This window comes from Veillonella sp. (assembly GCF_032470285.1).
Classification (GTDB): domain Bacteria; phylum Bacillota; class Negativicutes; order Veillonellales; family Veillonellaceae; genus Veillonella.
Window position 1 is genome coordinate 78,992 of record NZ_JAWEKP010000001.1, and the last position, 26,770, is coordinate 105,761.

General features: G+C 36.9%; 27 protein-coding genes. 25 read left to right on the forward strand and 2 right to left on the reverse strand.

Features of this window, described 5'->3' with window-relative positions; translation table 11 throughout:
• The first annotated feature begins 42 nt into the window (after positions 1-42).
• From E7B10_RS00360 to E7B10_RS00450, 19 genes are all read left to right on the forward strand, one after another.
• Positions 43-1,488 carry a GumC family protein gene (locus E7B10_RS00360; protein ID WP_058948428.1) on the forward strand — a complete coding sequence of 482 codons (1,446 nt, stop codon included), beginning with the start codon at positions 43-45 and terminating at the stop codon, positions 1,486-1,488.
• Between the two features lies 1 nt (position 1,489).
• Positions 1,490-2,101, forward strand: a complete 612-nt coding sequence (locus E7B10_RS00365; protein ID WP_118091544.1) for a CpsD/CapB family tyrosine-protein kinase — start codon at positions 1,490-1,492, stop codon at positions 2,099-2,101.
• A 77-nt stretch (positions 2,102-2,178) separates the two neighbouring features.
• A complete protein-coding gene (locus E7B10_RS00370) occupies positions 2,179-3,378 on the forward strand; it encodes a DegT/DnrJ/EryC1/StrS aminotransferase family protein (protein ID WP_118091545.1) in 1,200 nt (399 codons plus the stop codon).
• On the forward strand, positions 3,372-4,058 hold the full coding sequence (locus tag E7B10_RS00375; protein WP_118091546.1) for a sugar transferase: 687 nt from the start codon (positions 3,372-3,374) through the stop codon (positions 4,056-4,058). The genes E7B10_RS00370 and E7B10_RS00375 overlap by 7 nt, the downstream gene beginning before the upstream one ends.
• Positions 4,059-4,069: 11 nt before the next feature.
• On the forward strand, positions 4,070-4,936 hold the full coding sequence (locus E7B10_RS00380) for a phosphorylcholine transferase LicD (protein WP_118091547.1): 867 nt from the start codon (positions 4,070-4,072) through the stop codon (positions 4,934-4,936).
• Between the two features lie 9 nt (positions 4,937-4,945).
• Positions 4,946-5,668: a 2-C-methyl-D-erythritol 4-phosphate cytidylyltransferase gene (locus tag E7B10_RS00385; RefSeq protein ID WP_060918974.1), complete on the forward strand. Its 723-nt coding sequence runs from the start codon at positions 4,946-4,948 to the stop codon at positions 5,666-5,668.
• Positions 5,661-6,710 carry an NAD(P)-dependent oxidoreductase gene (locus tag E7B10_RS00390; protein WP_195213263.1) on the forward strand — a complete coding sequence of 350 codons (1,050 nt, stop codon included), beginning with the start codon at positions 5,661-5,663 and terminating at the stop codon, positions 6,708-6,710. The genes E7B10_RS00385 and E7B10_RS00390 overlap by 8 nt, the downstream gene beginning before the upstream one ends.
• Positions 6,707-7,774, forward strand: a complete 1,068-nt coding sequence (locus tag E7B10_RS00395) for a glycosyltransferase (RefSeq protein WP_118091549.1) — start codon at positions 6,707-6,709, stop codon at positions 7,772-7,774. Before E7B10_RS00390 ends, E7B10_RS00395 begins: the two co-directional genes overlap by 4 nt.
• A gap of 19 nt (positions 7,775-7,793) precedes the next feature.
• Positions 7,794-9,035: an O-antigen ligase gene (locus E7B10_RS00400; protein ID WP_060918972.1), complete on the forward strand. Its 1,242-nt coding sequence runs from the start codon at positions 7,794-7,796 to the stop codon at positions 9,033-9,035.
• Entirely contained in the window at positions 9,013-9,945 is a 933-nt protein-coding gene (locus tag E7B10_RS00405; protein ID WP_118091550.1) for an ATP-grasp fold amidoligase family protein, read from the forward strand. The genes E7B10_RS00400 and E7B10_RS00405 overlap by 23 nt, the downstream gene beginning before the upstream one ends.
• Positions 9,929-11,062, forward strand: coding sequence for a CapA family protein (locus E7B10_RS00410; protein WP_229039599.1), 1,134 nt, complete (start codon positions 9,929-9,931; stop codon positions 11,060-11,062). The genes E7B10_RS00405 and E7B10_RS00410 overlap by 17 nt, the downstream gene beginning before the upstream one ends.
• Entirely contained in the window at positions 11,062-12,516 is a 1,455-nt protein-coding gene (locus E7B10_RS00415) for a lipopolysaccharide biosynthesis protein (RefSeq protein WP_118091552.1), read from the forward strand. The genes E7B10_RS00410 and E7B10_RS00415 overlap by 1 nt, the downstream gene beginning before the upstream one ends.
• A 22-nt stretch (positions 12,517-12,538) precedes the next feature.
• Complete coding sequence (locus E7B10_RS00420) at positions 12,539-13,636, forward strand: NAD-dependent epimerase/dehydratase family protein (RefSeq protein WP_024061192.1); 1,098 nt, start codon at positions 12,539-12,541, stop codon at positions 13,634-13,636.
• Positions 13,637-14,803: a nucleotide sugar dehydrogenase gene (locus E7B10_RS00425; RefSeq protein WP_004696963.1), complete on the forward strand. Its 1,167-nt coding sequence runs from the start codon at positions 13,637-13,639 to the stop codon at positions 14,801-14,803.
• Between the two features lie 36 nt (positions 14,804-14,839).
• Positions 14,840-15,274: a VanZ family protein gene (locus tag E7B10_RS00430; RefSeq protein WP_004693407.1), complete on the forward strand. Its 435-nt coding sequence runs from the start codon at positions 14,840-14,842 to the stop codon at positions 15,272-15,274.
• Positions 15,275-15,563: 289 nt separating this feature from the next.
• Positions 15,564-16,367: a tyrosine-protein phosphatase gene (locus E7B10_RS00435; RefSeq protein ID WP_004693408.1), complete on the forward strand. Its 804-nt coding sequence runs from the start codon at positions 15,564-15,566 to the stop codon at positions 16,365-16,367.
• 244 nt (positions 16,368-16,611) lie between these two features.
• Positions 16,612-18,762 carry an anaerobic ribonucleoside-triphosphate reductase gene (gene nrdD / locus E7B10_RS00440; protein WP_004693410.1) on the forward strand — a complete coding sequence of 717 codons (2,151 nt, stop codon included), beginning with the start codon at positions 16,612-16,614 and terminating at the stop codon, positions 18,760-18,762.
• Between the two features lie 248 nt (positions 18,763-19,010).
• A complete protein-coding gene (gene nrdG / locus E7B10_RS00445; protein ID WP_118091477.1) occupies positions 19,011-19,508 on the forward strand; it encodes an anaerobic ribonucleoside-triphosphate reductase activating protein in 498 nt (165 codons plus the stop codon).
• A 2-nt stretch (positions 19,509-19,510) separates the two neighbouring features.
• A complete protein-coding gene (locus E7B10_RS00450) occupies positions 19,511-20,749 on the forward strand; it encodes a chloride channel protein (protein ID WP_118091478.1) in 1,239 nt (412 codons plus the stop codon).
• Positions 20,750-20,841: 92 nt separating this feature from the next.
• Here the strand turns inward: E7B10_RS00450 and E7B10_RS00455 are convergent, their stop codons facing one another.
• Complete coding sequence (locus E7B10_RS00455) at positions 20,842-21,390, reverse strand: gamma carbonic anhydrase family protein (RefSeq protein WP_004693416.1); 549 nt, start codon at positions 21,388-21,390, stop codon at positions 20,842-20,844.
• A 21-nt stretch (positions 21,391-21,411) separates the two neighbouring features.
• Entirely contained in the window at positions 21,412-22,365 is a 954-nt protein-coding gene (locus E7B10_RS00460) for a nitronate monooxygenase (RefSeq protein ID WP_118091479.1), read from the reverse strand.
• Positions 22,366-22,913: 548 nt separating this feature from the next.
• Here E7B10_RS00460 and E7B10_RS00465 point away from each other — a divergent pair.
• From E7B10_RS00465 to E7B10_RS00490, 6 genes are all read left to right on the forward strand, one after another.
• Positions 22,914-23,048: a rubredoxin gene (locus tag E7B10_RS00465; protein ID WP_004693422.1), complete on the forward strand. Its 135-nt coding sequence runs from the start codon at positions 22,914-22,916 to the stop codon at positions 23,046-23,048.
• Positions 23,049-23,148: 100 nt separating this feature from the next.
• Entirely contained in the window at positions 23,149-23,661 is a 513-nt protein-coding gene (locus tag E7B10_RS00470) for a DUF177 domain-containing protein (protein ID WP_004693424.1), read from the forward strand.
• 25 nt (positions 23,662-23,686) lie between these two features.
• On the forward strand, positions 23,687-23,863 hold the full coding sequence (gene rpmF, locus E7B10_RS00475; RefSeq protein ID WP_004693428.1) for a 50S ribosomal protein L32: 177 nt from the start codon (positions 23,687-23,689) through the stop codon (positions 23,861-23,863).
• Positions 23,864-24,190: 327 nt separating this feature from the next.
• Positions 24,191-24,751 carry a transcription factor FapR gene (gene fapR / locus E7B10_RS00480; RefSeq protein ID WP_004693429.1) on the forward strand — a complete coding sequence of 187 codons (561 nt, stop codon included), beginning with the start codon at positions 24,191-24,193 and terminating at the stop codon, positions 24,749-24,751.
• A 3-nt stretch (positions 24,752-24,754) separates the two neighbouring features.
• On the forward strand, positions 24,755-25,783 hold the full coding sequence (gene plsX / locus E7B10_RS00485) for a phosphate acyltransferase PlsX (protein ID WP_004693432.1): 1,029 nt from the start codon (positions 24,755-24,757) through the stop codon (positions 25,781-25,783).
• Complete coding sequence (locus tag E7B10_RS00490; protein WP_012864189.1) at positions 25,767-26,762, forward strand: beta-ketoacyl-ACP synthase III; 996 nt, start codon at positions 25,767-25,769, stop codon at positions 26,760-26,762. The genes plsX and E7B10_RS00490 overlap by 17 nt, the downstream gene beginning before the upstream one ends.
• Positions 26,763-26,770 lie beyond the last annotated feature (8 nt).

Here is a 26,770-nt window from a genome sequence, read left to right on the forward strand (position 1 = left end):
AGACCCTGTTGTTTGTATACTTTTACAGAAAGGGGTATATGGGTGGAACAAATTATTGATTTAAAAGAGGTGGGCAGAGTCCTCATTAAAAAGCGCCGTAAAATTATTAATATTACGGTAGCATGTATGGTTTTAGGTGGTGCGTATGCCTTTCTTGCACCATCTACATATCAATCTACATCGATGTTACGCATTAAACAAGCTCAAGGTTTGAGTAATTCTGTATTATCTAGTGCTAATGCCTATTCTGATTCTATGTCTCGTCAATTGATGAACACAGATGCAGAAATTTTAAAAAGTCGTAATGTAGTAGAGCCAGTAATTACTGCTATAGAAGATCCTGAAGGTACTGGTAATGCGCCAACATATGAAGATTTTGTTAAAACTCGCATTGAAACTAAACCGTATAAAGAAACCGAGTTATTACAAGTAAGCGTAACTGGTAAGAGTCCTGAGCAAGCACAAGAAGCTAATCAATTACTTATTGATACCTTCTTAAAACGTCTTGCCGAAATTTCTCATGTTGAACAACGAACTACTCGTGAATTCTTACAAAAACGCGTTGTTACTGCGAAATCTGAATTAGAGCAAGCAGAAAATAAATTGCAACAATTTCAAGTAGATAATAAGGTGTACTCTACAGCTGATCAGATGAAAGGCTTAACTGATAAGATTACTCTAATTGATCGTGAGAAGGCTCAAAATCAACTCGATTTAGAAACGGCACAAGCTGCACTTGGCAGTATCAATGAGCAATTAGGTTCTGCAGGTAAAAGCATCGCTGATAGTGCTACGGTTCAAGCCTACAAGGGTCAGTTAGCAGATTTAGAATCTCGTAAAGCTTCTTATATTGGTAAATATACTGATGAACATCCTGCGATGAAAGAAATTAATCAACAAATTGAAGAAGCTAAAAGTGGTCTAAATGCTGAAATCAATGCCATTGCATCTCAACAAGCACCTTCAAGCAACTCTGCACAACAAGGATTGCTAGCGGATAAGTTTAAAAATGAAGCTGCATTAGCTGTAGCTCAAGGTAAACAATCTACATTAGCTGAGTTAGATAAAGCAAACGAAGAAGCTATAAAGGGATTACCTGAAAAAGAACGCGGTTATATCCAAGCAAAACGTGATGTAGATGTGGCACAAGATATCTATCAAATGCTATCCACTCGCTTAGAAGAAGCGAAGGTAGCAGAGGTTATGGTACCAAATGAAGTTCAAATCGTAGATGCTCCAACATTACCAGAAAAAGCAATTGCGCCGCGTAAAGTACTTATTTTATTAGGCGCTGCCATTTTAGGGGTCCTCTTTGGTTGTCTCTATACATTGGTCCAATTCTTCGGTAATCGCAAAGTCCAATCTGTACAAGAGATTAATGACATCCTTGGCATTCAAAACTTGGGCGTGATTCCAAATCATAAAGAAGTAGAATACGAAGAGCCTAGTAATCGTTTCGTAGCATTGTTGCGCAAAGTGAGAGGTTAATATGATTAGACTAATTTCTAATGAACGTGGTGATACACCACTTGTGGAAGCATACCGTACATTGCGTAGCAATCTTCAATATGTATGTAACCAATATAAGTGTAAGCTTATTTGTATTACTGCAGCCACTAGTGGTGAAGGCACTTCTGAGGTGGCTGCTAATACTGCATTAGCTTTATCTAAAAATAATAATAAAGTTCTTCTAGTAGATGGTAATCTACGTAATCCAACACAACATATAGCCTTTAATGTACAAAATAAGGGCCTTACAAATGCGGTGGTGATGGATGAAGATTTGACGATTCATCGTAATGTAGTGCCTCATTTGGATGTTCTTACGGCGGGTGAAGTTGTTGAATATCCATCTGATATTGTAGATTCTAGCAAATTACCTGCGATTTTTGAGTATGTACGTGATGAATATGATGTGGTTATCATAGATACACCACCCGTATTGTCTGTTACAGATGCGGTTGTATTGGCAGAAAAATCAGATGGTGTTGTGTTAGTTGTTAAAAATGAAGTAGCTAGTCCAAAAGATTTGATTGAAGCTAAGAAACGGCTTTCACAAGTAGGTATTTCTCTTTTAGGATCTATCGTAATTGATGCTTAATATAACTGTTTTAATCAGTCTTCTATGTGATAAATCAAACGTATCAATATGGTACAGAAAGTATTGAGGTGATTTATATGAGAATTAATTTTTCTCCTCCAGATATTACAGAGTTAGAAATCAATGAAGTCGTTGAAGCCTTAAAAAGTGGGTGGATTACGACGGGTCCTCGTACTAAAGAATTAGAAAAAAAGATAGCTCATCAGTTAGGTACACCTAAATCCGTTTGTTTAAACTCTGCTACGGCAGCGCTTGAAATGTCTCTTCGCGTATTGGGGATTGGACCTGGAGACGAAGTCATAACTAGTGCTTATTCTTATACAGCTAGTGCGAGTCCTGTAGTTCATGTAGGTGCTACCTTAGTACTCGTTGATACACAGAAAGATGCTTATGAAATGGATTACGATGCAGTCGCTCGCGTTATTACACCAAAAACAAAAGCAATCATCCCTGTAGATATTGCGGGGGTGCCTTGTGATTATGATCGCTTGCGTTCCATTGTAGAGGAAAAGAAATCTCTCTTCACACCATCTAATGATATTCAAAAAGCATTAGGTCATATCCCTATTGTGGCTGATTGTGCTCATTCCTTTGGTGCATCTTATAAAGGAGTATCAACAGGTAATGTTGCAGATTTTAGTAGTTTTTCCTTTCATGCAGTAAAAAACTTTACTACTGCTGAAGGTGGTTGTGCTACATGGCGTCATATAGATGGTATTGATGATGAAACTATTTACAAGCAATTCCAATTGCTATCTTTGCATGGTCAAGATAAGGATGCTCTTGCAAAATCAAAAGCAGGTGCTTGGGAATATGATATTAAAGGTACCTATTATAAATGTAATATGACGGATATCATGGCGGCTATTGGGCTAGCTCAATTTGAAAGATACCCAAAACTTTTGGCACGTCGTAAAGAAATTATCGAAGCTTATGATACAGCATTTAAGGATTTACCTGTTACATTGTTGAACCATTATACAGATGAGCATGAGAGTAGTGGTCACTTGTATTTAGTCCGTTTAGATGGCCGTGATGCGGAATATCGCAATAAGGTTATAGAAGCTATGGCTGAGGCTGGCATTGCAACGAATGTTCACTATAAGCCAATTCCAATGCATACGGCTTACAAAAACTTAGGCTTTACAATCGATGACTATCCAAATGCTTATGACCAATTTAAGAATGAAATTACATTGCCACTTCATACGCTCCTTACAGATGAAGAAGTGCAATATATCATTGAGCAGTTTAAAAGGATTATTACCGAATGCTAGTAAAGAACTTTTATGATCTACCACAAGCGCTACAGTGTGAAGCGGTTCGTCCTTATTTTGAAATATTAAATCAAAGACGTACAAGCCTTCTTTGTAAAAGCATTTTTGACCGCGTAATGGCAGCGGGACTGCTTATTACATTAAGTCCTGTATTTTTCATACTAGCCATCATGATTAAACGAGATAGTGCGGGAGAGGTTTTTTTCCGTCAAACTCGAGTGACACAGTACGGTCGTACCTTTGGCATCTACAAGTTCCGTACTATGGTAAAAAATGCAGAATCTTTAGGAGCACAAGTGACGTCGCAAAATGATATGCGTGTCACTAGGGTCGGAAATATGCTTCGCAGCTGTCGCCTCGACGAATTGCCTCAGCTTATCAATATCCTTTTAGGTGATATGAGTTTTGTTGGTACAAGACCTGAGGTTCCACGTTACGTGTCTGCTTATACAGATGAAATGAAAGCTACCTTATTATTACCAGCTGGGGTTACCAGTATTGCCAGTATTACTTATAAGGATGAAGATCAACTTTTACAAAATGCTCAAAATGTTGATGAAGTCTATATAAATGAGGTTTTACCGGGCAAGATGGCTTGGAATTTAAAGAGTATTAAGGAGTTTTCTTTTTTACAAGATATAAAAACGATGATTGATACAGTATTAGCTGTATTACGTTGAAAGAGGTCCCTATGAGTACATCTATGACAAAGGAAATACAAGAAAAAGAGCTGAATATGTTGCTGTACTTTAAAGAGTTCTGTGATAAACATAATTTGCGCTTTTATCTTTGCGGCGGTGGTCTCATTGGGGCTATACGGCATAATGGATTTATCCCTTGGGATGATGATTTAGATCTATTTATGCCTCGTCCAGATTATGAAAAGTTAGCTAAATTATGGCCAAAATATGCTGACACTGAACGATTTACGTATTGTCGTACTGATCGAGATCACATCTATCATGATGCAGGTGCATCTATAAGAGATAATAATACGACCTTTATTAATCGTCATAGTATGCATGAAGATGTTTGTCATGGTTTAGCACTTGAAATTATGCCTATTGATGGCTGTGCACCCGGCAAAATTAGTCGTTTATTGCAATTGATGTGGGCCATGACGTTTGCACTCTTTAATGCGCAGCGTTTACCAGATAATAAAGGGCCTACATATCGCGCTTTAGCTGGTTATATTTATAAAATCTTTTCCAGTCAGTCTATACGCTATCATATTTGGCGATTTGCAGAAAAGAGAATGACTCAATACGACTTTGATACCAGTGATGAATGTACGGAGTTAATTGGCAGTTTAAAAGGTATGAAGCTACGTCATCCTAGAGAGGACTTTGCTTCTGTTGTATATAAAGACTTTGAAGGTCATCAAATACCTGTTATGAAAGGGTATGAGAGATATTTGCGTCTTATTTGGGGCGACTATATGCAATTACCACCTATAGAACAACGTGTGGCAAAACATGATGCAGTATTTGCTGATCTACATACACCTTACAAGGAGTATAAAGGCATACATTATGCCAAAAAAGAAGCTCAACCATAAGGAGGGCCTATGAAACGAATAGCAGTAATCTTTGCGGGTGGCGTAGGTGCTCGTATGAAAAATAGCAAGACGCCAAAACAATTTTTAGAATGGAACGGTAGACCAATTTTGATTCAAACCTTAGATGTGTTTGAACAAACGGAGACAATTGATGGGATTGTTCTTGCCTGCAAAGCAGAATGGATTGATCATACAAAACAGCTCATCAAAAAGGCGGGGCTACAAAAGGTATTATCCATTGTGCCTGGTGGTGAAAGCGCTCTAGAATCCCAATATAATGGACTCGTAGAGGCTAAGCGTTTATTTCCTGATGATGCGGTGACTGTATTGATTCATGATGGGGTTCGTCCACTTGTAGATAATTCTACTATAGAGAGAAACATAGAATCTGTTGAATCAAAGGGGTCTGCCATTACTGTTACTCCAGCTATAGAAACGGTTATGGTTACCCAAAATGGTTCTATTAAGCATATTTTAAATCGTAATGAATGTCTCATGGCTAAAGCTCCTCAGAGTTTTAGATTAGATGATATTATATCAGTTCATAATCGTGCAAAAGATGAGGGCATTCATGACTTTATTGATTCCGCATCGATGATGATGCACTATGGATATACTCTATATCCTGTATTAGGGGAAACTGAAAATATAAAGATTACAACTCCATCTGATTATTATATGTTCACAGGGATTATTAAAAATCGTGAGCTAGGAGGATTAAAAGATGAGTAATTCCGTTATTCAACGTGAGTTAACGGCTTTAGTACATGAAAAAAATTACTTTCATTTCCTCCGTCATCAACGCATTCTTATAACAGGTGCAACGGGGCTTATTGGATCGATGTTTATAAAATTACTTATACTTGCCAATGAGACTCATGACCTGGATTTAAAAGTGATTGGTCATGTACGAAGTCATGAAAAGGCAAAAACTATTTTTGGTGAGTATTTAGATAATAAGTCGTTATCTCTAGTGGATAGTTCATTAGAATCTATTGATGTGCCATGTGATTATATTTTGCATGGAGCCGCACCAACACAATCTAAGTTTTTTGTAGAACATCCAGTAGAAACTATCCGTACCTCTATTTATGGCACGGAGGCCATGCTCGAGTTAGGCCGTCGAAAAAAGGTAAAGAAAGTAGTTTATTTATCTAGTATGGAACAATATGGTGTACCTTATGAGTCTGGTCAAGTTATGACTGAAGACCGATTAGGGTATCTTGATCACCTAAATGTTCGTAGTTCCTATTCTGAAAGTAAGAGACTATGTGAATGTTATTGCAAGTCCTATGTTGTGGAATATGGCGTGCCTGCTGTAATAGCTAGACTAGCTCAAACCTTTGGACCTGGTGTTCCGGTATCAGATAACCGTGTATTCATGCAGTTTACCAAGAGTGCTCTTAAACATGAAAATATTGTTCTTCACACAAAAGGCGATTCTATGTCGAACTATTGCTACATTACCGATGCATTAGCTGGTATTTTAGCCCTTATGAAGGCGGGCGAAGCTGGCGAAGCCTATAATGTATGTCATGATGAAGAGACTCGTTCTATTGCAAGCATTGCTCAATTAGTGGCCACTCATGTGAGCAATAATAAGAGTAAAGTTGTTTTTGATATTCCAGAAGATGTACAAGGGTTCGGCTATGCACCGACAGTACACATGTTCTTAAGTTCTAAGAAGTTAAAGTCTTTAGGTTGGAAACCTAAGGTATCAATGGCACAAGCCTATGTAAGACTGGCAGAATATATCCAAGAGGAAGGCTTATGAAAAAGGAAATAATAATTGTCACCATCTCCCTTGGTAACGATGGGGCTGAACGAATCTTAACAGAGTTGGCTCGTCAGTGGGTACATGATGGTCATCATATTACAGTTATCCAAACAAGCCCTAATCGATATGGTAATGAATATGCGTTAGAGGAAGGTATTGAACAAATCGAAATTCATACTACAAGCTCTAATAAAGTCATTCGCTTTATGCAAGAAATAAAAGAACTAATCAAAATCTTAAAGACTAGGCCAAATGCGACATGCTTATCTTTTTTGTCTGCATCGAGTTTTATCTTAGCGATTAGCTCTTGGTTTATAAAAAATCGCATTGTTTTTTCTGAACGCAATAATCCACGCAAAGTTCCTATTGGTTGGCATCAGCAAGCGTTGCGCAACTTTGCCTTTAGATTTGCAGATGCACTAGTATTCCAAACGGAAGATGCTCGTTCTTATTTCCCAAAATCTGTGCAAAATCGTGGTGTTATTATCCCCAATCCTATTAATGGTAAATTGCCACCACCAATAGAGGGGGAACGAGAAAAGACAATTGTTACAGCTTGTCGTTTGCATCCGCAAAAGAATTTGCCTATGATGATTAATGCTTTCAGTATGTTGGCAGACGAGTTTCCAGCGTATAAACTCGTTATTTATGGACAAGGTGTATTAGAGGATGAACTACGAGCTCAAATTAAGTCTCTTAATTTAGAGAATCGCATTTTATTGCCTGGCTTTGCTAGTAATATTTTAGAAAAGGTAGCCCCTTGTTCTATGTTTGTATCATCCTCTGATTTTGAAGGTATTTCAAATTCCATGCTAGAAGCATTGGGTATGGGCTTACCTGTAGTAGTCACAGATTGTCCTGTAGGCGGTGCTCGCATGGTAATTAAAAGTGGAGAGAATGGCATTCTCGTACCTGTAGGTGATACGCAGGCTATGTATGAAGCCATGCGCAGTGTATTAAAGGACCCTGCACTAGCGGCTAAACTTTCACAGAATGCCATCAAAGTACGCGATGAATTTCCATTATGGAAAATCGCAAAACGTTGGTTAGAAGTTTTATGAGTTGTAAGGAGGAGAACCATTGAAGTTAAATATTACGGCTCTTGCTGATCGCATGATATGGTTCATAACTCTAATCTTTTTAGTGTTGTCGTTGACCATTTCCTTTGCCCTTGGCGAAGCGAACTATGGTGCGTATGTATTATTTGTATGCTTATTTGGCCTCATCATTTTTTATCTTATACGAGAACAGGGTGTTATAAAACTGCGGTTTAATTGGATGCATGCTTATATGTTAATTTTTATTGGTGCTTGTTATCTAAGTGCGATTAATGCCACAGATGTTTCCGTAGCTATGAGCCGAAGTTTTGATATGGTCAAGATATTCTTTATGCTCATCATTTTATACATGTGTTATCAAGATAAGAAATCGGTGGATACATTATTAAAGATTGGCATGTGGACAGGCTATATAGTTTGTTTCTATACTGTTTATTTCTACGGTTTAGATTATTTTATTACTGTTTTATCATCCTCAGCACGTATTGCTAATGATGCATTGAATGCGAATACGGTAGGGCTATTGGGGGCCAATGCTATTGTTATGACCTTGTATTATATGCTATACGACCGTCCTCGTTGGTGGCATATTATTGCATTACCAACACTTGGTATTTTAGCGGCTACAGGTAGTCGTAAGGCCTTAGTTTTTGTCGGTGTTGGTACAGTATTACTCTTTATTTTTAAAAGTTTTCGTAGTGCTAATGCGGTCAATTCTATTGTAAAAATTATTGGTTCCTTATTAGGTCTTACCATTATAGGTATTGCGGTATTGCAATTGCCGATGTTCTCTGAAGTATTAGACCGAATGTCTAACATGGTAGAAGCCTTTACAGGCACAGGGGGGGACTCATCCACTATTATTCGGTTAGCTTTGGTAGATATTGGATGGGACTTATTTTATCAATCTCCCATAACTGGTGTAGGTATCAATAATCCATCTGTATATACTTTTTTCGTGTATGGCAAAGATAATTACTACTTGCATAACAATTATATTGAGTTATTAGCTGGCACGGGTGTTATTGGTTTACTAGCCTATTATTCAATGTATCTCTATGTGGCTTATAATTTAATTCGCTATCGTGATATCCATAATAATGAATATATAATGGTACTCATTCTATTCCTTTCACAGATTGTTATGGATATGGGTATGGTTTCTTATGAAAGTAAGAGCACTTATTTTTATATGATGTTGTTTTATTTAGAGGTGCAACTGCTTCGGAAAGGACGAAAACATGAAGTTCAGCAAATTGTGTAATGTTGGCATGTCCTTTTTAACAAAACCTTACTATCGTACGAGGGTATTAATTAAATCGGGTTATTATGACTCTTTGTCTGATGAAGACTTTTTGAAGAAGGTATTTCCTAAGTATATGGGATACCCTTTAGATCTAGAAAATCCAAAAACTTTCAGCGAAAAGTTACAATGGCTTAAGGTTAATTTTAGAGACCCAATACAAACGGTGATGGTTGATAAGCATGAAGCTAAACATTTTATTGCTCAACGTGTAGGTAATCAGTATATAATACCTACGATTTCCGTATGGAACTCTGTAGATGATATTGACCTTGATAGATTGCCTAATCAATTCGTTTTGAAATGTACACATGATAGTGGAGGCATCGTTATTTGTAAAGATAAATCAACACTTGATTGGGAAGCAGCAAAAGCTAAATTAAGAACATTCTTAAAACGGGATTATTCACGTATTGCTAGAGAGTGGCCTTATAAGAATGTTCCTCGACGTATTATCGGAGAGGAATATTTGTCGGAGTTAGGTAGCAATGACATATTAGATTATAAGATGTATTGCTTTCATGGTGAACCAAAGTTAACAGTAGTATGTTCTAATCGTTTTTCTAAAACAGGAACGAGTATGAACTTCTATGATATCGATTGGAATCCTATGGGAATTCATTTTGGACATTATCCACCGTTACCTACAGAGTTTCCAAAGCCAGATACATATGGTGAAATGCAACAGGTTGCGATGGAGCTTAGCAAAGGGTGTCCATTTTTGCGTGTTGATTTTTATGAAATTAAAGGGCATCTATTTATTGGAGAATTAACATTTTTCCCTGGTGCTGGATTTGAAAGATTTCGTCCTATGTCAAAGGATTATGAATTAGGAGAGTGGTTACATCTTGAGAATGTACATCGGGGCTGATTTAGTTCCTACGGATATTAATAAAACATTATTTGAAAACGGTAATGGAGAAGCTTTTGTAGGAAAAGAGCTTTATGAAATTTTGAAGCAATCGGATTTAAATGTTTTCAATTTAGAGGTTCCTCTTACTGATATAGAGACACCCATCGTAAAATTTGGTAATAATTTAATTGCGCCAACAAAAACAATTAATGGATATAAGGCGTTAGAGCCGTTATTTTTAACACTGGCTAATAACCACTCCTTAGATCAAGGGGTGGAAGGGTTGACGACAACATTAAATTTGTTGAAGCAGCATAATATTTCTCATGCAGGAGCCGGAGCTAATTTGAAAGAGGCTAAGGAGCCATTTATCTTTGAAAAAGATAATGTACGTATTGGATTCTATCTTTGTACAGAGAACGAGTTTACTATGGCTACTTGTCATACAATGGGGGCTAATCCTTTTGATGTGCTAGAAAGCTTTGACGAAGTAAAAGTTTTAAAGGCACAATGCGACTACGTCATCGTTCTATATCACGGCGGCAAGGAATTCTATCGCTATCCATCTCCTATGCTACAGAGATATTGCCGTAAATTTGTCGATAGTGGAGCGAATCTCGTTATCTGTCAACATAATCATTGTGTAGGGTCTCGCGAAGATTACCAGGGGGGCACTATCATTTATGGACAGGGAAACTTTATTTTTAATTCCGACTTTTATGTAAATCATCAGGAATTTGTGAAAGATGCAATACTAGTTACTATAGACGTAACTAAGGATGATTTTGTGGTGTCTGAATTGCCTATTCGTAGAATCGATAATGGTACACGACTAGCCACAGAAGTTGAAGCTACAGAAACATTAGAGGCTTATAGAAAACGTAGTGAAAAAATTAAAGACCCTCACTTTGTGACTCAAGCTTATAAGGCCTTTGCTGATACACATGTAAAACGTTATTTGCGTGAGTTTTTAGGTAGATCATTTATTGTACGCGCTATTAATGCTTTATTGGGCCGAAAATTGGTAGAACTTATTTTGGGCAAAACGAGTTATTTAGCAATACAAAATTATTTGGAATGTGAAGCTCATCATGAACTATTCTTGAGAGGCATTAAGAATATCAATAAGAAATAATGGATACTAAAATCGTAGCTGCTGCTAAATGGTCTGTTATTACAGAGGTTTTGGCAAAGCTTATCACACCACTGACAAATATAATATTGGCTCATATGTTAGCACCGACTGCATTCGGCATATTGGCGACGATTATGATGGTTATATCTTTTGCGGAAATGCTTGCTGATGCGGGTTTTCAAAAATTTCTTGTTCAGCATGAGTTTGAAAGTACCCAAGATAAGCAAGAGGCCGCAGATGTGGCCTTTATTGCCAACCTAGTGTTTTCTCTAGTTTTATGGGGCGCTATCATAATCGGTCGTGATGAATTGGCCGTATTAGTAGGTAATGATGGCTTAGGTATACCTTTAGCCGTAATGGGCGCTATGATTCCTTTATCTGCTTTTAGTAGTGTCCAAATGGCATTGTATCGAAGAGATTTTAATTTCAAGTTTCTTTTAAATATTAGGCTCATAACAATTCTTACACCTATATTGATATCTATACCAATGGCGCTTATGGGGTACGATTATTGGTCTTTAATTGCTGGTATGCTAGGGTCTCAGCTATTTACGGCGTTGGCATTATTAAAGAGTCGGAAGAATCAAATTCATCTGTTTTTTAGTAGTCGCGTCTTTATGAACATGTTTAACTATAGTGCATGGTCTTTAGCTGAAGCATTTTCTATATGGCTCACTGCTTGGGTGGATACATTCATTATTAGCCGTTTTTTAGATGCCTATTATTTGGGTATATATAAGATGCCAATGGCTATTGTTACGACTGTAATGGCTATGGCTACAGCATCTTTGGCTCCTGTATTATTCGCGGCTTTAAGTCGTGTGCAAAATAATCAACAGGCCTTTTCGAATACATTCTTTACATTCCAACGCTATATGGCTCTATTTTTGGTACCTCTAGGTGTAGGCTTATTTGTATTTCAAGACTTTGTTGTTCAGTTTTTACTAGGGCCACAATGGACGTTAGCGGGCATTGTATTAGGTTCCTGGGCATTGAGTTCGGCTATTATGACTGTAACAGCTAATTTGATTTCCGAAATATTTCGTGCAAAAGGGATGCCTAATCTATCATTTTGGGCTCAAATATTACATCTAGTAGTTTTAATACCAGTTATCTATATTTGTATTCAATATGATTTCAGTACCTTTGTATATGCTCGATCGTTAGTAAGAATGGAAATGCTAGTGGCTTCTATGTTGCTACTGGCTTTATTTGTCAATATGAGTGCATTTCGCATAATATCTAATATCAGTGTATATCTCATTACAGCATCTATAGTTGGGTTAATTGCCTATAGTATTTTACATCTCTATGATGCAGTATGGTGGACCGTCGTCTGTATGCTTTTATGTGTTGTATTATATGTGGCTATTTTATACGTCATTCCATCTGAGCGCATAATTATTGCTTCTGGCTATAAAAAAGTCTTAAGTAAAGTAAAACGACATAATTAACAGAACTATGAAAGGAGTACATATGCTTTCAAAAAATGTAGATTTAAACAACACGGTAATCCTTGTAACGGGTGCCGCTGGATTTGTAGGGGCTAATCTAGTTATGTCCTTACTATCTGAAGCAGAAGGGACTCAAATTATTGGCATAGATTCTGTTAATGATTACTATGATGTAGCATTGAAAGAGTATCGATTGCAACAGATTGATGAACTTAGCAAAGATAATAAGAATATATGGATTTTTAAAAAAGGGAATATTGCAGATAAGTCCTTTGTTGATGAAATTTTTGCTATCTATAAACCACGAGTTGTAGTGAATCTAGCAGCTCAAGCAGGGGTTCGTTACTCTATCACTAACCCCGACGCCTATATCGAGTCTAATATTATTGGATTTTATAATATTCTAGAAGCTTGTCGTCATTCTTATGACGATGGTGAAAGAGGTGTAGAGCATTTAGTGTATGCATCATCTTCTTCTGTATATGGTGCAAATAAACAAATCCCATACTCTATAGATGATAAAGTAGATAATCCTGTATCTCTTTATGCAGCTACAAAAAAGTCAAATGAGTTATTGGCTTATTCGTATGCTAAATTATATAACATCCCTAGCACAGGGCTTCGTTTCTTCACTGTATACGGCCCTGCAGGTCGTCCAGATATGGCATACTTTGGTTTTACAAATACATTACGTAATGGTGGGACAATTAAAATTTTTAACTACGGCAATTGTAAGCGTGATTTCACCTATATCGATGATATCGTAGAAGGCGTTTCTAAGGTTATGTCTACTGCACCAGAGCGTCGCAATGGTGCGGATGGCTTGCCGGTTCCACCGTACGCTATTTATAATATCGGCAATAGCAACCCAGAAAATTTACTTGATTTTGTGCGCATTCTTTCAGAGGAATTGGTTTCTGCTGGCGTATTGTCAGAAGATTATAATTTTGAGGAGCATAAAGAATTAGTACCCATGCAACCAGGGGATGTGCCTGTTACATATGCTGATACAAGTGCGTTAGAAGCAGATTTTGGCTTTAAACCTAATACAACCTTACGAGAAGGGTTAAAGCGTTTTGCCATATGGTATAAAGATTTCTATATGATGGAGGGCAAATAAATGAAAATTGCAATTGCTGGTACAGGTTATGTAGGCCTTTCCAATGGTGTGTTATTAGCTCAACATAATGAAGTAGTAGCCCTCGATATCATCCCGGAAAAAGTAGATATGTTAAATCGCAAAGAGACACCTATTGTAGATGCTGAATTGCAAGAATATTTAGCTACTAAGGAGTTAAACTTCAAAGCTACACTTGACCCAGTAGAAGCTTTTAACAGTGCAGATTATGTTATCATTTCGACACCTACAAATTATGATCCTCAAAAAAACTTTTTCGATACATCTTCTGTTGAACAAGTCATTAAAACTGTGCTAGAGATTAATCCTGATGCAGTAATGATTATTAAATCAACTGTACCGGTAGGCTATACGGTACAAATGCGTAAAGAATTTAATACGGAGAATTTAATTTTCTCGCCAGAATTCTTGCGTGAAGGTAAAGCCTTATACGATAATTTACATCCATCCCGTATTGTTGTGGGCGAGGATTCTGACAGAGCACGTCGTTTTGGCCAATTACTAGCGGAAGGTGCTATTAAAGAAAATATTCCACAATTATATACTGATTCTACGGAAGCGGAAGCAATTAAATTGTTTGCTAATACGTATTTAGCATTACGTGTAGCGTATTTCAATGAGTTAGACTCCTATGCTGAAGTACGTGGCCTTAGCACAAGTCAAATCATCAAGGGGGTTTGTTTAGATCCTCGTATTGGAGATTTTTATAATAATCCTTCCTTTGGTTATGGTGGTTATTGCTTGCCAAAAGATACAAAGCAATTATTAGCTAACTATAATGATGTACCACAAAACTTAATTTCTGCCATTGTCGATGCGAATAGAACACGTAAAGATCATGTGGCAGATACTATTATTGCTAAAAATCCGAAAATTGTTGGTATCTATCGCTTGACCATGAAGATGAACTCTGATAATTTTAGAGCATCAGCCATTCAAGGTGTTATGAAACGTATTAAGGCGAAAGGGATTGCTGTGGTAGTATATGAACCTACACTAGATGCAGAAGATTTCTTTAATTCGCCAGTTATTCGTAATTTTGAAGACTTTAAGCGTGTCAGTGATGTTATTGTAGCTAATCGCTGGGATAGTAGCTTAGAAGGTGTAAAAGATAAAGTTTATACACGAGATATTTTTGATAGAGATTAATACAGCTATATGTATTGTGGCGTTTAGGAGAGTAGTATGAAACGTTGGATACTATATATTGTGTTATGTCTAATTGTGTTTTTTATATGGGATAATTCCTTGCAAAATGGAGGAACCTCTGATGGGTTTAGTCTTATTTTTGCAAAGTGGATTGCCCCTATAGCTAATAAATTAGGCTTTTACGGAAATATATGGGCCTTAAATAGGATTATTCGAAAATTAGCCCACCTTACAGAGTTCACAATCCTTGGTGGTGTTTTATATGTAGTTCTACGCCGCTATATTGAATATGGCACAGTAGTAAAAACAATAGGAGTGGGTATAGTAATAGCTAGTCTAGATGAATTTATACAATTATTTTCTCTAGGACGCAGCTCTCAACTGTCTGATGTACTGATTGATACAGTTGGTATAATCATCGGTATATCGGTAGTGAAATTAACTTATTATATTAGTCATGATAAAAGATAAAAGTACATTTAAAAATTAAATAATTATTAATATAATAATGTGTAAAATATGACTCATAATTGTAGAGATTATGGGTCATATTTTATGAAGAATAAATGAATATATAAAAATTGTATTAAATGAACATATAATAATTTATTTATTTTTATAGAAAAACCACTATACAAGCGACAGGTCCCTTGTTATAATCGTGAATATAAAATGAATTATAAACTTAAATGAGAAGAACATGAACTTTATAGAAGAGGTCGATTTTTGAAAAGAGAATCGAAAGTAGAAGGGAAAGATTATGAGTCGCGTGGTTGATTTACATGGTTGCATTTTGCCAGCTGTGTTAGGTCCACAAGGGCCTCAAACAATGGCAGAATCAGTAAAAATGATTAAGTCCTTGTCTGAACAAGGTATTACAGATATTTTTAGTACGCCTGATGTAACAGTATCTATGGAGCTGAACACATGGAATGCTATAAACTCTTTAGTTAATGAAGTAAAAGTTATGGTTAAGGAGCAACAAGTAGATATAACTATTCACAGTGGAGCTCGCGTAATGCTTTGTGATGAAATGGTTGCATATATAGCTTCTCATCGCAATCAATATACGTTGGGAGATAGCCATTTTATATTAGTTGCTCTTCCACAAAATAGCAAAGTGCATCATATTAATGCGTGGTTATTAAGTCTACTAGATATGGGGCTTGTACCTATTATTAGTGAAGTAGAAACTTATGGACAATTATTTACTAAACCTGAACAATTACTAGCATGGGTTGATAGAGGTATTTTGATTCAATGTAATATGGCATCTTTTGATCATGGTAACGCTAACTATGATAGGGCTATTGAATTATATCGAAATGGTTTAATTCATTTCTTTGGTACTGGTTACAGCGATGGCTATGATGTTGAGGCGTACCAAGGTTATGTGGAAGCAATTTCTGAATTAGACAATACGTATAAAAAAGATTTGTTGCCAAATATCCATCTTAATGAACGCGACCTCTTAGCTAATCGCACATTTTATCCTTCTGTCCCATCTAGTTGGGTGGGGAAAAAGGGTAATTTCTTAACTCGTCTATTTGGCTTTGCATTATAATTTATATAGGTTCTTTTATCCATGTCATATTGACATAGATAGAGGGACCTATTTTTACTTTATATTGTATTTAGGGTTGAAAACAACCACCATATATAGTATACTGAGAAGGCAGTAAAAATAGAGGGGTTTTCTAATAATTCTTTACATTTTTACATTTAAATTTATAAAAAGTGTGATTAGACATACTTTTTATACTTCTTAACATATATTTTGGCAGTAACAAGATGGGGAGGTTGCCAATATGTTGCAGGTCATTAAGCGTGATGGCACGAAGGTACCATTCGACAAAAACAAGATTGCTTTGGCTATTGAAAAAGCTGAACATAGTAGTACTGGGTTGTACGAAGAGGGCTTGGCACAGCGTATTGCAAATGAAATTGAGGAATATGCTACTAAGCTTCAAAAAGACATGACAATTTATGCTATTGAAGATCAAGTGTATTATAAGTTGATTGAGTATCATAATCCTGCAACGGCACGTGCCTATGAAGGTTACAAAGCTGTTCAAGCTTTTAAACGCCGTCAAAATACAACTGATGATGATGTAATTGGTTTATTAGATCGTAGTAATATCAGTGTTCTTGATGAAAATTCTAATAAGGATGCTGCTATTGTATCTACCCAACGGGATTTAATTGCTGGTGAAGTATCTAAGGATATTGCTCGTCGTAAATTGATTCCTACCGATATTTTGGAAGCCCATGATAGTGGAGCTATCCACTTCCATGATATGGATTATATTATTCAACCTATGTTTAACTGTTGCTTGATTAATTTGGAAGATATGCTTACAAATGGCACAGTAATCAATGGTAAGAAAATCGATACACCTAAGTCTTTCCAAGTTGCTTGTACTGTAACAACACAAATCATTGCACAAGTAGCATCTGGTCAATATGGTGGTCAAAGTATTAATGGTATTGACCGTATTTTGGCACCATTTGTACGTAAATCTTATGAAAAAATCCTCAATAATGTTATTGAAGAGCAAGTTGAGATTTACGGCATGGAGCCTAATATGGAAAAGGCTCGTGAAATAGCGTGGAAACGTACGCGTAAAGAGGTTAAAGATGGTATCCAAACTATTCAATACCAAATCAATACATTGATGACCACAAATGGTCAATCTCCATTTGTTACATTATTTATGTATTTCCAACCAGACTATGAATACGCGAAGGAAGCGGCTCTTATTACAGAAGAAATTTTGCGCCAACGTATTAAAGGTGTAAAAAACGAAGCCGATGTATATATTACACCAGCCTTTCCTAAGTTGATTTATGTTCTTGATGAGCATAATGTAACACCAGATAGTCCATACTATTACTTAACTGAATTGGCAGCACAATGTACGGCTAAGCGTATGTACCCTGATTATATTTCTGCGAAAAAAATGAAGGAAAACTACTCAGGTAATGTCTTTAGTCCTATGGGCTGTCGATCCTTCTTATCTCCTTGGAAGGATGAAAATGGTGAATACAAGTTTGATGGACGTTTTAACATTGGTGTAGTAAGCTTGAACTTACCTCAAATCGGCATTCTAGCCCGAGGTAGTGAAGAACGATATTTTGAAATTTTAGATAAACGACTTGAGTTAGCAGAAAAAGCTCTAATGCTTCGTTATGAATTACTTAAGGACGTAGTGAGCGATGTGTCGCCAATCCATTGGCAACACGGTGCCATTGCAAGACTTAAAAAAGGCGAGAAAATTGCTAAATTCTTGACTGGCGGCTATGCGACTATTTCCTTGGGATATATTGGTATTTATGAAGCAACTCGCTTAATTACCGGTGAATCGAATACGGGCGAGAAAGGTCGCGTTTTTGCGATGAAGATTATGGATCGTTTAAATGCAGCTGTTGATGAATGGCGAGTTAAACATAACATGGGGTTCGCATTATATGGTACACCTGCTGAAAGTTTAACCCATCGATTCTCTTCTTTGGATCGCGCTCGTTTTGGTATTATTGAGGATATTACGGATAAAGGTTATTATACTAATAGTTATCATGTAAGCGTACGAGAAGAGATTAATGTATTTGACAAGTTTTCTTTTGAATCTGAGTTTCAAAAGAAATCTACAGGTGGCTGTATTTCCTATGCGGAAATTCCTAATATGACTAATAATATTCCAGCTGTTTTGACGATGATTCAATATATTTATGATCATATTTCTTATGCTGAATTTAATACCAAGTCTGACTATTGTCACGAATGTGGCTTTGATGGAGAAATTAAGGTAAATGAACATAACGAGTGGGAATGCCCTCGTTGTCACAATACAAATCGCGATAAATTAACTGTTATCCGTCGTACTTGTGGATATCTTGGTGAAAACTTCTGGAATGAAGGGCGCACAAAGGAAATTAAAGATCGTGTAATGCACATTTAAGATTATTAGAGGTATAGTTTTAATAATTATTCTATATATTAAGATAAACTGTTATATAGATTAATATAATTATCATAGATATCTAATGATGTGGATATTTTAATAGATACGATTTTAATTCTAAATACGATAGTTCTGTAAATGGTAAAAGCTGTGCCTAAGGCACAGCTTTTACTGTATATATGAGAAATTGAAATATATCTATATAGTGTTAATCAAAGTTGATAGGCACTACTATGGAGGTTATGATGAGATATGGGCAAATAAGACAATATGATATTGCCAATGGAGAAGGGATTCGTACATCTATATTTGTAACAGGGTGTACACATTGTTGTTATAATTGTTTTAACGAAGAATACCAAGATTTTAATGCCGGTAAGGTGTGGACGCAAGCTGAGACAGATTTAGTAGTTTCCTATGTGAAGAATCCTACATGTTCAGGCTTAACATTATTAGGTGGGGAGCCATTTCAAAATGTACAAGGCTTATTACCGGTGGTGAGAGCTGTTCGTGCAGCGGAGCCAGAAAAGAAGATTTGGGCCTATTCAGGCTATGAAATAGATGATATCTTAGAAGATGAGTTACGAAGTGCCTTATTACAAGAAATTGACATTCTCGTAGATGGCCGCTTTGTAGATGAACTTAAGGACCCTGCATTGCGCTTCAGAGGTTCCTCAAATCAGCGCATCATTGATGTTAAAAAGACATTAGCGACTGGGGAAATTATATTAGCAATGGAGTAAATATGATATTTGATAAACGATTTATAGGTCTCATTATTATAGTTGGCTTTATAGCGGGGTTAGTAGGAGCTTCCTATACGCATTTATTACATGGAATCCAACATTTCGTATATAATTATTCCTCTTCTGATCATTTGAGCTTTGGTGCAGCTGTGGCCCGAGTATCACCAGTAGAACGATTGATACCTTTAATCGTCTGTGGCGTGATAGGTGGCGTAGGTTGGGTTTTGATTCATAGATATGGTAAAGGCGTTGTAGATATAAAAACGGCAGTTTCTGTTAAAATGGATATGAATCCAATTACTACTGTTTTACATGCAACACTGCAAATAATTACGGTAGGTATTGGTTCTCCATTAGGTCGAGAAGTTGCACCACGTGAGGCTAGTGCTGGTATTACCACCTTTTTAGTTAAACATTTTGATATAAAACAAGAAGACCGTCAATTATTAATTGCATGTGCTGCAGGCGCTGGCCTAGCTGCAGTTTATAATTCACCATTATCTGCGACAATTTTTACATTAGAAACTTTGCTTCTTACTTGGAATGTACGCGCTATGAGTGCAGCCCTTTTATGTTGTGGCTTGGCTACATTTGTGACGCGACAAGCTGGCGTAGGAGATGTCATTCAATATACAATGGCACAACCCAGTTTGGGAAGTCATTATGTAGAGTTTTCTATCGTTTTAGGCGCTATTATTGCAATTGGTGTTGTTTTATTTAATATTACACAAAGTAAGCTACCCGCTATTCACCGTAGTAGTCCCATAATGATTCCTATTTCTATCGTAGCATTTACACTAATTGGTGTTTTAGCTATGTATTTTCCTGAAATTCTTGGAAATGGTAAAGCAGGCAATGAGTTGACTTTTACGAACGATATCACATGGACATATGCATTGGGTTTATTTGGATCCAAATGGGTAGCTGTTTTACTTGCTTTGACCGCTGGTGCATATGGTGGTCGTATTACACCATCTATGATGTTAGGTAGTACTTTGGGAATCGTATTTGGTACCGTATGGGCTATTGCTATAGCGCCAGTATCTTTGGGAATGTCTGCTTTTGTGGGGGCCGTAGTATTCTTAGGCCTTGCACAAAAAATGCCTTTGACATCTTGTGTATTTATGCTTGAATTATCTCGTTTCTCTGTAGAGATGTTGTTTCCTATAGCTTTAACAATGGGGACAGCTCTTATGGTAGAGCAAATCATTCAATCAAAATTAAATAGCGCTAAGTAGCAATAAATAATAGTTAATAAAAGTAAATATAATATATAGAAAAGAAGCGGATAGTTGAATTAATCAACTATCCGCTTTTAATGTATATGTAATTATACGATTTTTGCGTTCTTATCGTATTCCTCGCCACCCGCATCAGGAAGCATGCCATATTCTACAGTCCACAAGTGTTTATATTTTAGTGCTTGATTGTGAATACGTTCGATTTGCGTTTCATCTGTACGAGCTATGCGAGCTGGGATTCCAACAACTAAAGAATTAGGTGGAATTACAGTGTTCTCCTTTATGACTGCACCAGCAGCAATAATAGAGCCAGAGCCAATATGACAACCGCTCAATACAATAGCGCCCATTCCAACTAATACATTATCTTCAATGGTACTAGCGTGTACTATTGCACCATGGCCAATTGTTACATAATCTCCAAGAATGCAAGCCCTGTCATCATCAACGTGTAATACAGAGTTATCCTGTACATTAGAATAGCGACCTACTACAATTTTATTTACATCACCGCGAAGTGCACAGTTTTGCCAAATGGAAGCATATTCTTTTAGTTCAACATCACCTGCAAGTTCTGCACCAGGCATAACACAACTTTTGGGATCTAATTTGGGGTATTTTCCGTGAAATGGTAACATAAGGAACTCCTAATTTATTAACTATACGATTTCAATAAGACGTTGTGCTTTACGAATAGACATGATAGCTTCGTTCATTACTGTTTGTACTATAGTGTGAGCAGGTTCAATAGTAGTAAGTCGGTTTAAACCTTGTCCAACTTGTACAGCACCATTTACAACATCACCATCGATAGCAGCACGTTTGTTAGTGCCTTGGGACATTTTGGTGCGTTCTTCAGGGGTAGTAACACCATCTGTTTCGGCAGCTAAGTAACGTGAAGTGAATTCGTTTTTCAAGCTACGTACTCCACCGTGACCGGAGAGGAGACCCGTTACAACAGAGTCTGTATCTGTGGCTTTGATAATTGCTTCTTTCATATTTATGTGGGCTTGGCATTCTTCAGCTAACAAAAAACGGGAACCCATTTGTACACCCTCAGCACCCATCAACAATGCTGCTGCAATACCACGACCATCTACGATAGCGCCTGCTACAACAACAGGAATGGAAATCTCAGGTAAAATATTTTCCATCAAGGACATGGTTGTTTGGCTACCAATATGTCCACCAGCTTCCATACCTTCAATAATAATTGCATCAGCACCAGCTTCTTCAATACGTTTAGCAAGTTTTAGAGATGGAACAACAGGGATAACTTTAATGCCTGCATCTTGCAATGGTTTAATATATGGTACAGGATTGCCTGCTCCAAGTGTTACAAATGCAGGCTTTTCTTCAATGATAACATCCACTAATTCGTCTTTATTGGGAGCCATTAACATGAGATTGACTCCGAAAGGCTTATCCGTTAAGTCTTTACAGGCACGAATCTCGTTGCGCGTCCATTCTGCATCACGACCACCAAGAGCAATTACACCTGTAGCACCTGCATTAGCTACGGCAGCAACTAGTTTGTGTTCAGATACCCAGGCCATAGCACCTTGGATGATAGGGTATTCGATTTGTAAAAGTTGTGTTAACGCTGTTCTCATAAAGCCTCCTATGATAATAATTAAATTTACTGAAACTTTATTATACCTTTATAGGAGAATTTTATATAAGAATGATTTTATTTTCTTATATAAAATTAGAGTATTAATAAAGTCAAGAATATTCATCAGTATATACTTATATACTAAAGAGATTAAGCGTAATATTATTTGGAGATTATATGTAGTCACATAATCTCTTCTCTATATAATAGTATAATATAGTAATTATGTACACCTTAGATAAGGTTATTATAGTTATTTATTTAAACAATATGCTTTCAAAATTAATTTCCAATTATTAGATTAAAATAAAATATTCAGCAGTAGTCTAAAGATAAAAAAACTAAATGATAATATATTTCAAATGAGTTAAGTAGTAGAAAACCGCATAGTATCTATGATTATTAAATATTATAAAAAATGAGAAAATAAGAAAATGAGTATTGAAAAGTTTCGATGTCTTTGATATACTACATTACAGATAGAGTATCTGAATTAATTAAAGATAAACATTAAACAATAATTTTCAAGTGAAGGAGGAAATACACATGGAAAAATATGTATGCGTAGTATGTGGTTGGGTTTATGACGAAGCTGTTGAAGGCGTAAAATTCGAAGATCAACCAGCTGATTATGTTTGCCCAATTTGCGGTGTTGGTAAAGACCAATTCGAAAAAATGTAATTGACTTACCAAAAGGCTATCTTGAGTCCACTTGAGATAGTCTTTTTTATTTGACAAAGCACCATGTCATGTTTATAATATTATGAGTCGAGGTAAGATTATGAAACTGCAAGTAGAGCAAGCAAAAGAACATATAGGAAAGAAATTTCCTTATAGCTATACGATATCAGCCTCTGAGCTTGGTGACGTAACTGCTTTTCCTTGGAGCCGTCATGATATAACCATTAGTGGTGAGTTTTGGTTTGATGGTCAAAATTACATCGTTCAAGGTTCGATTCAGTCTAAAGGCGATTATGATTGTTCCCGTTGTTTAAATACCACAGAACATTATCGAAAAGATTTCTTTGAGGAAATCTTTAGTGATTGTCGAGATGCTGCAGATGATGTGAATTCTTTTGATGGAGAAGAAATTGACTTAACTGAACTAATTAGGGATACATTAATCATCAATGAGCCCTCTCAAGTGTTATGTCAGGATGATTGCAAAGGATTGTGCGTTCATTGCGGAGCAAATTTAAATGTTTCACCTTGTTCTTGTGAATCCTTTGTGGTGGATCCTCGATTTGCAGAGTTACGTGCTTTGCTTGATGAGAAAGATGATAGATTATCCTAATGATTGTACTAAGGAGGTGCAGATAATGGCAGTACCTAAACGTAGATTGTCTAAATGCCGTCGCGATCGTCGTCGTGCTAATTGGAAATTAGAAGCTCCTGGTTATGTAGCATGTCCACAATGCCACGAACCTAAGATGCCTCATCGTGTTTGCCCTACATGTGGTCACTATAAAGGTGAACAAGTAGTAGCTAATGCTTAATATGTGAGCAGAGAGAGACGCCTACTTTGTAGGCGTCTTTTTTATATGCTTTCAAAATATACACTCATATTTTTATATATTTTGTTATCAATAGCAAGTGTCACTATTTTATAGTAAGATTATTCTATAAAATGGTGACACATTTTTATTTTTTATAAACAATAATACTAAAATATAAAAAAACAACTATATTTTGTATATGCTATGAAAATATCTTACTATATGTATGAAAAGTCTTGCCAATAAGGGAATTATTGTATATACTTAGGATGTAATATTAATACTAGGTCATAAAAGGTGGTCCCATAGGTCATAAAAGGTGGTCCCATGAGTCGGTTAAAGAAGCAAGAGCGCCAGAAGCAGTTACAAGAAAAACTGAATATTACGCCATTTCTTACTGATGAAGAATTGGCAACACACTTTGGTGTAAGTGTGCCAACAATTCGTCTCGATCGACTAGAATTGGGTATTCCTGAATTGCGTGAACGTATTCGTGTTATGGCTACAGGTCAATCACATGAAATGGCAGAACATGTATCATATGAAGTGGTTGGCGAATTGATTGATGTCACCGAGGGGCACCAAGCATTATCTATGTTGCGTACTACGGCTGATATGGAAGATCAATTCGGATATGTAGAACCGCAGTATTTATATGCTCAAGCAAATTCCCTTGCAAAAGTGGTTATGGGGACGACTGTTTGCTCTGCGGAAGTTGGAAATATAAAATATAAGAACCCGGTAGGATCTGGTACTAATTTGGTAGCGAAAGCAGAAATTGTTCGTCGCCGAGGTAATAAGTTCTTTATTTGGGTTATAATAAGAGATAAAATAAAAGAAGTGTTTCGCGCAAAATTTATTATGGAATCCGTAGAGAATAGGGTGTAAATTATGAAAATTGCAATAGACGCCATGGGTGGCGACTTTGCTCCAATGGAGACTGTACTTGGATCCATTGAAGCCGTACGAGCAAATCAACACATTGAAGTGGTGCTCGTCGGCGATGAGCAGCAAATTTTTGATATATTAGAAGCTAATAATGAAGCTAAGAATCCACGTATTTCTGTACATCATGCTAGCCAGGTAATCGGCATGGATGAACATCCAGGTCAAGCATTGCGCAAGAAAAAAGATGCATCTGTTGTGGTCGCTACTTCGTTGGTTCGCGATAATCGTTGTGATGCTGTAATTGCTCCAGGTAGTACGGGAGCTGCTGTTGCAGCGGCTTTGTTTGGTCTTGGTCGCATTAAGGGCATTGATCGCCCTGTCATTGCAACTCCAATGCCAACGGTAAGTGGTATAACAGTTATGTTAGACTCTGGTGCAAATTCTAATAGTAAACCTAAACATCTTGTACAAGGTGCTTTAATGGGGTCTGAATATGCTAAGCTTTTATTAGGAAAAGAAAATCCTACTGTGGGATTGTTAAATATTGGTGAAGAGGCCACAAAGGGGAACGATGTCGTATTGGCGACATATCCGATTTTGGAGGGTATGAAGACTATCAATTTTAAAGGAAATATTGAAGGTCGTGATATTCCTAAAGGTGCCGTTGATGTTGTCGTATGTGATGGCTTCGTAGGCAATGTGGTACTTAAATTTGCGGAAGGTTTAGTAACAGGTCTTACGCAATTAGTAAAGGATAGCATCATGGCAGGAAGTATTTTCGCCAAGATAGGAGCTATGCTTGTAAAACCAGCTTTGAAAAAGATGGCAAAACGTTTGGATCACACAGAAAATGGTGGTGCTCCGCTCTTAGGAGTTAATGGGGTATTCATGATTGCTCATGGTAGTTCTAAAGCAAAAGAAATAAAAACTGCTATTGAAATTGCTAGTGATTTAGTAGAGCGTAAAATTATTCAACACATAAGAGAAACGATGGATATTGAAGGAGCCTTAAAGTATGACTATGATGAATAAACCTGTAGGAATCATTGGTACTGGGAGCTTCCTTCCTGACAATGTAGTAACAAACTTTGATCTTGAAAAAATGGTTGATACCAATGATCAATGGATTAGAGAGCGTACGGGTATAGAAGAACGACGCATTGCACCGGAAGGTATGAATACATCCTATATGGCGACAGAGGCAGCAAAAAAAGCTATGCAAATGGCTAATGTCACTGCAGAGGAAATCGACATGATTATCTTTGCTACCTTAACACCAGATATGATTATTCCTTCGGCAGCTTGTGTATTGCAAGCGAACTTAGGTGCCAAAAACGCTGCAGCCTATGATTTACAAGCGGCATGCTCTGGGTTTGTATATGGATTGATTACTGCCGCTAGTTATATTAGTTCTGGTATTTATAAAAAAGTACTCGTCGTGGGGGCGGAAATTCTTTCCCGTCGAGTAAACTGGAATGATCGTGGTACATGTATCCTCTTTGGTGATGGTGCTGGGGCTGCAGTAGTATCTGAAGTACCTGAAGGCTATGGCATTAAAGGTATTGACATGGGCGCCGATGGCACTGGCGGACCAGCGCTTTGCATTCCTGCAGGTGGCACTGCTGTGGTGGCAAATGATCAACGCGTAGAAGAGGGCTTAACATTTATTCATATGGATGGCCCTGAAGTATATAAATTTGCCGTTAAAACGATGGGGCGTACGGTTTTAAAATCCTTAGAACGCGCTGGTATGGAGTTAAACGAATTAGATTACTTCATTCCTCATCAAGCGAATATTCGTATTATTGATTCGGCAGCCAAACGTTTACATCTGCCAATGGAAAAAGTTTTTGTTAATTTACATAAGTATGGTAATACATCTGCCGCGTCTGTAGCGATTGCACTTGATGAAGCTAATCGCGAGGGACGTTTCAAACGCGGTGATAATGTTGCGTTTGCAGGATTTGGTGCAGGCCTAACATGGGCAAGCCTGGTCTTGAAATGGTATTAAGGAGGACA

Bases quoted from the DNA above. Each gene is read 5' to 3' on its own strand.
- plsX (WP_004693432.1), top strand. From the start codon at position 24,755: ATGAAAATTGCAATAGACGCCATGGGTGGCGACTTTGCTCCAATGGAG.
- E7B10_RS00365 (WP_118091544.1), top strand. From the start codon at position 1,490: ATGATTAGACTAATTTCTAATGAACGTGGTGATACACCACTTGTGGAA.
- E7B10_RS00395 (WP_118091549.1), top strand. From the start codon at position 6,707: ATGAAAAAGGAAATAATAATTGTCACCATCTCCCTTGGTAACGATGGG.
- rpmF (WP_004693428.1), top strand. From the start codon at position 23,687: ATGGCAGTACCTAAACGTAGATTGTCTAAATGCCGTCGCGATCGTCGT.
- E7B10_RS00455 (WP_004693416.1), bottom strand. From the start codon at position 21,390: ATGTTACCATTTCACGGAAAATACCCCAAATTAGATCCCAAAAGTTGT.
- E7B10_RS00465 (WP_004693422.1), top strand. From the start codon at position 22,914: ATGGAAAAATATGTATGCGTAGTATGTGGTTGGGTTTATGACGAAGCT.
- nrdD (WP_004693410.1), top strand. From the start codon at position 16,612: ATGTTGCAGGTCATTAAGCGTGATGGCACGAAGGTACCATTCGACAAA.
- E7B10_RS00450 (WP_118091478.1), top strand. From the start codon at position 19,511: ATGATATTTGATAAACGATTTATAGGTCTCATTATTATAGTTGGCTTT.
- E7B10_RS00385 (WP_060918974.1), top strand. From the start codon at position 4,946: ATGAAACGAATAGCAGTAATCTTTGCGGGTGGCGTAGGTGCTCGTATG.
- nrdG (WP_118091477.1), top strand. From the start codon at position 19,011: ATGAGATATGGGCAAATAAGACAATATGATATTGCCAATGGAGAAGGG.
- E7B10_RS00430 (WP_004693407.1), top strand. From the start codon at position 14,840: ATGAAACGTTGGATACTATATATTGTGTTATGTCTAATTGTGTTTTTT.
- E7B10_RS00375 (WP_118091546.1), top strand. From the start codon at position 3,372: ATGCTAGTAAAGAACTTTTATGATCTACCACAAGCGCTACAGTGTGAA.
- E7B10_RS00420 (WP_024061192.1), top strand. From the start codon at position 12,539: ATGCTTTCAAAAAATGTAGATTTAAACAACACGGTAATCCTTGTAACG.
- E7B10_RS00380 (WP_118091547.1), top strand. From the start codon at position 4,070: ATGAGTACATCTATGACAAAGGAAATACAAGAAAAAGAGCTGAATATG.
- fapR (WP_004693429.1), top strand. From the start codon at position 24,191: ATGAGTCGGTTAAAGAAGCAAGAGCGCCAGAAGCAGTTACAAGAAAAA.
- E7B10_RS00415 (WP_118091552.1), top strand. From the start codon at position 11,062: ATGGATACTAAAATCGTAGCTGCTGCTAAATGGTCTGTTATTACAGAG.
- E7B10_RS00390 (WP_195213263.1), top strand. From the start codon at position 5,661: ATGAGTAATTCCGTTATTCAACGTGAGTTAACGGCTTTAGTACATGAA.
- E7B10_RS00405 (WP_118091550.1), top strand. From the start codon at position 9,013: ATGAAGTTCAGCAAATTGTGTAATGTTGGCATGTCCTTTTTAACAAAA.
- E7B10_RS00490 (WP_012864189.1), top strand. From the start codon at position 25,767: ATGACTATGATGAATAAACCTGTAGGAATCATTGGTACTGGGAGCTTC.
- E7B10_RS00425 (WP_004696963.1), top strand. From the start codon at position 13,637: ATGAAAATTGCAATTGCTGGTACAGGTTATGTAGGCCTTTCCAATGGT.
- E7B10_RS00410 (WP_229039599.1), top strand. From the start codon at position 9,929: ATGTACATCGGGGCTGATTTAGTTCCTACGGATATTAATAAAACATTA.
- E7B10_RS00370 (WP_118091545.1), top strand. From the start codon at position 2,179: ATGAGAATTAATTTTTCTCCTCCAGATATTACAGAGTTAGAAATCAAT.
- E7B10_RS00460 (WP_118091479.1), bottom strand. From the start codon at position 22,365: ATGAGAACAGCGTTAACACAACTTTTACAAATCGAATACCCTATCATC.
- E7B10_RS00435 (WP_004693408.1), top strand. From the start codon at position 15,564: ATGAGTCGCGTGGTTGATTTACATGGTTGCATTTTGCCAGCTGTGTTA.
- E7B10_RS00470 (WP_004693424.1), top strand. From the start codon at position 23,149: ATGAAACTGCAAGTAGAGCAAGCAAAAGAACATATAGGAAAGAAATTT.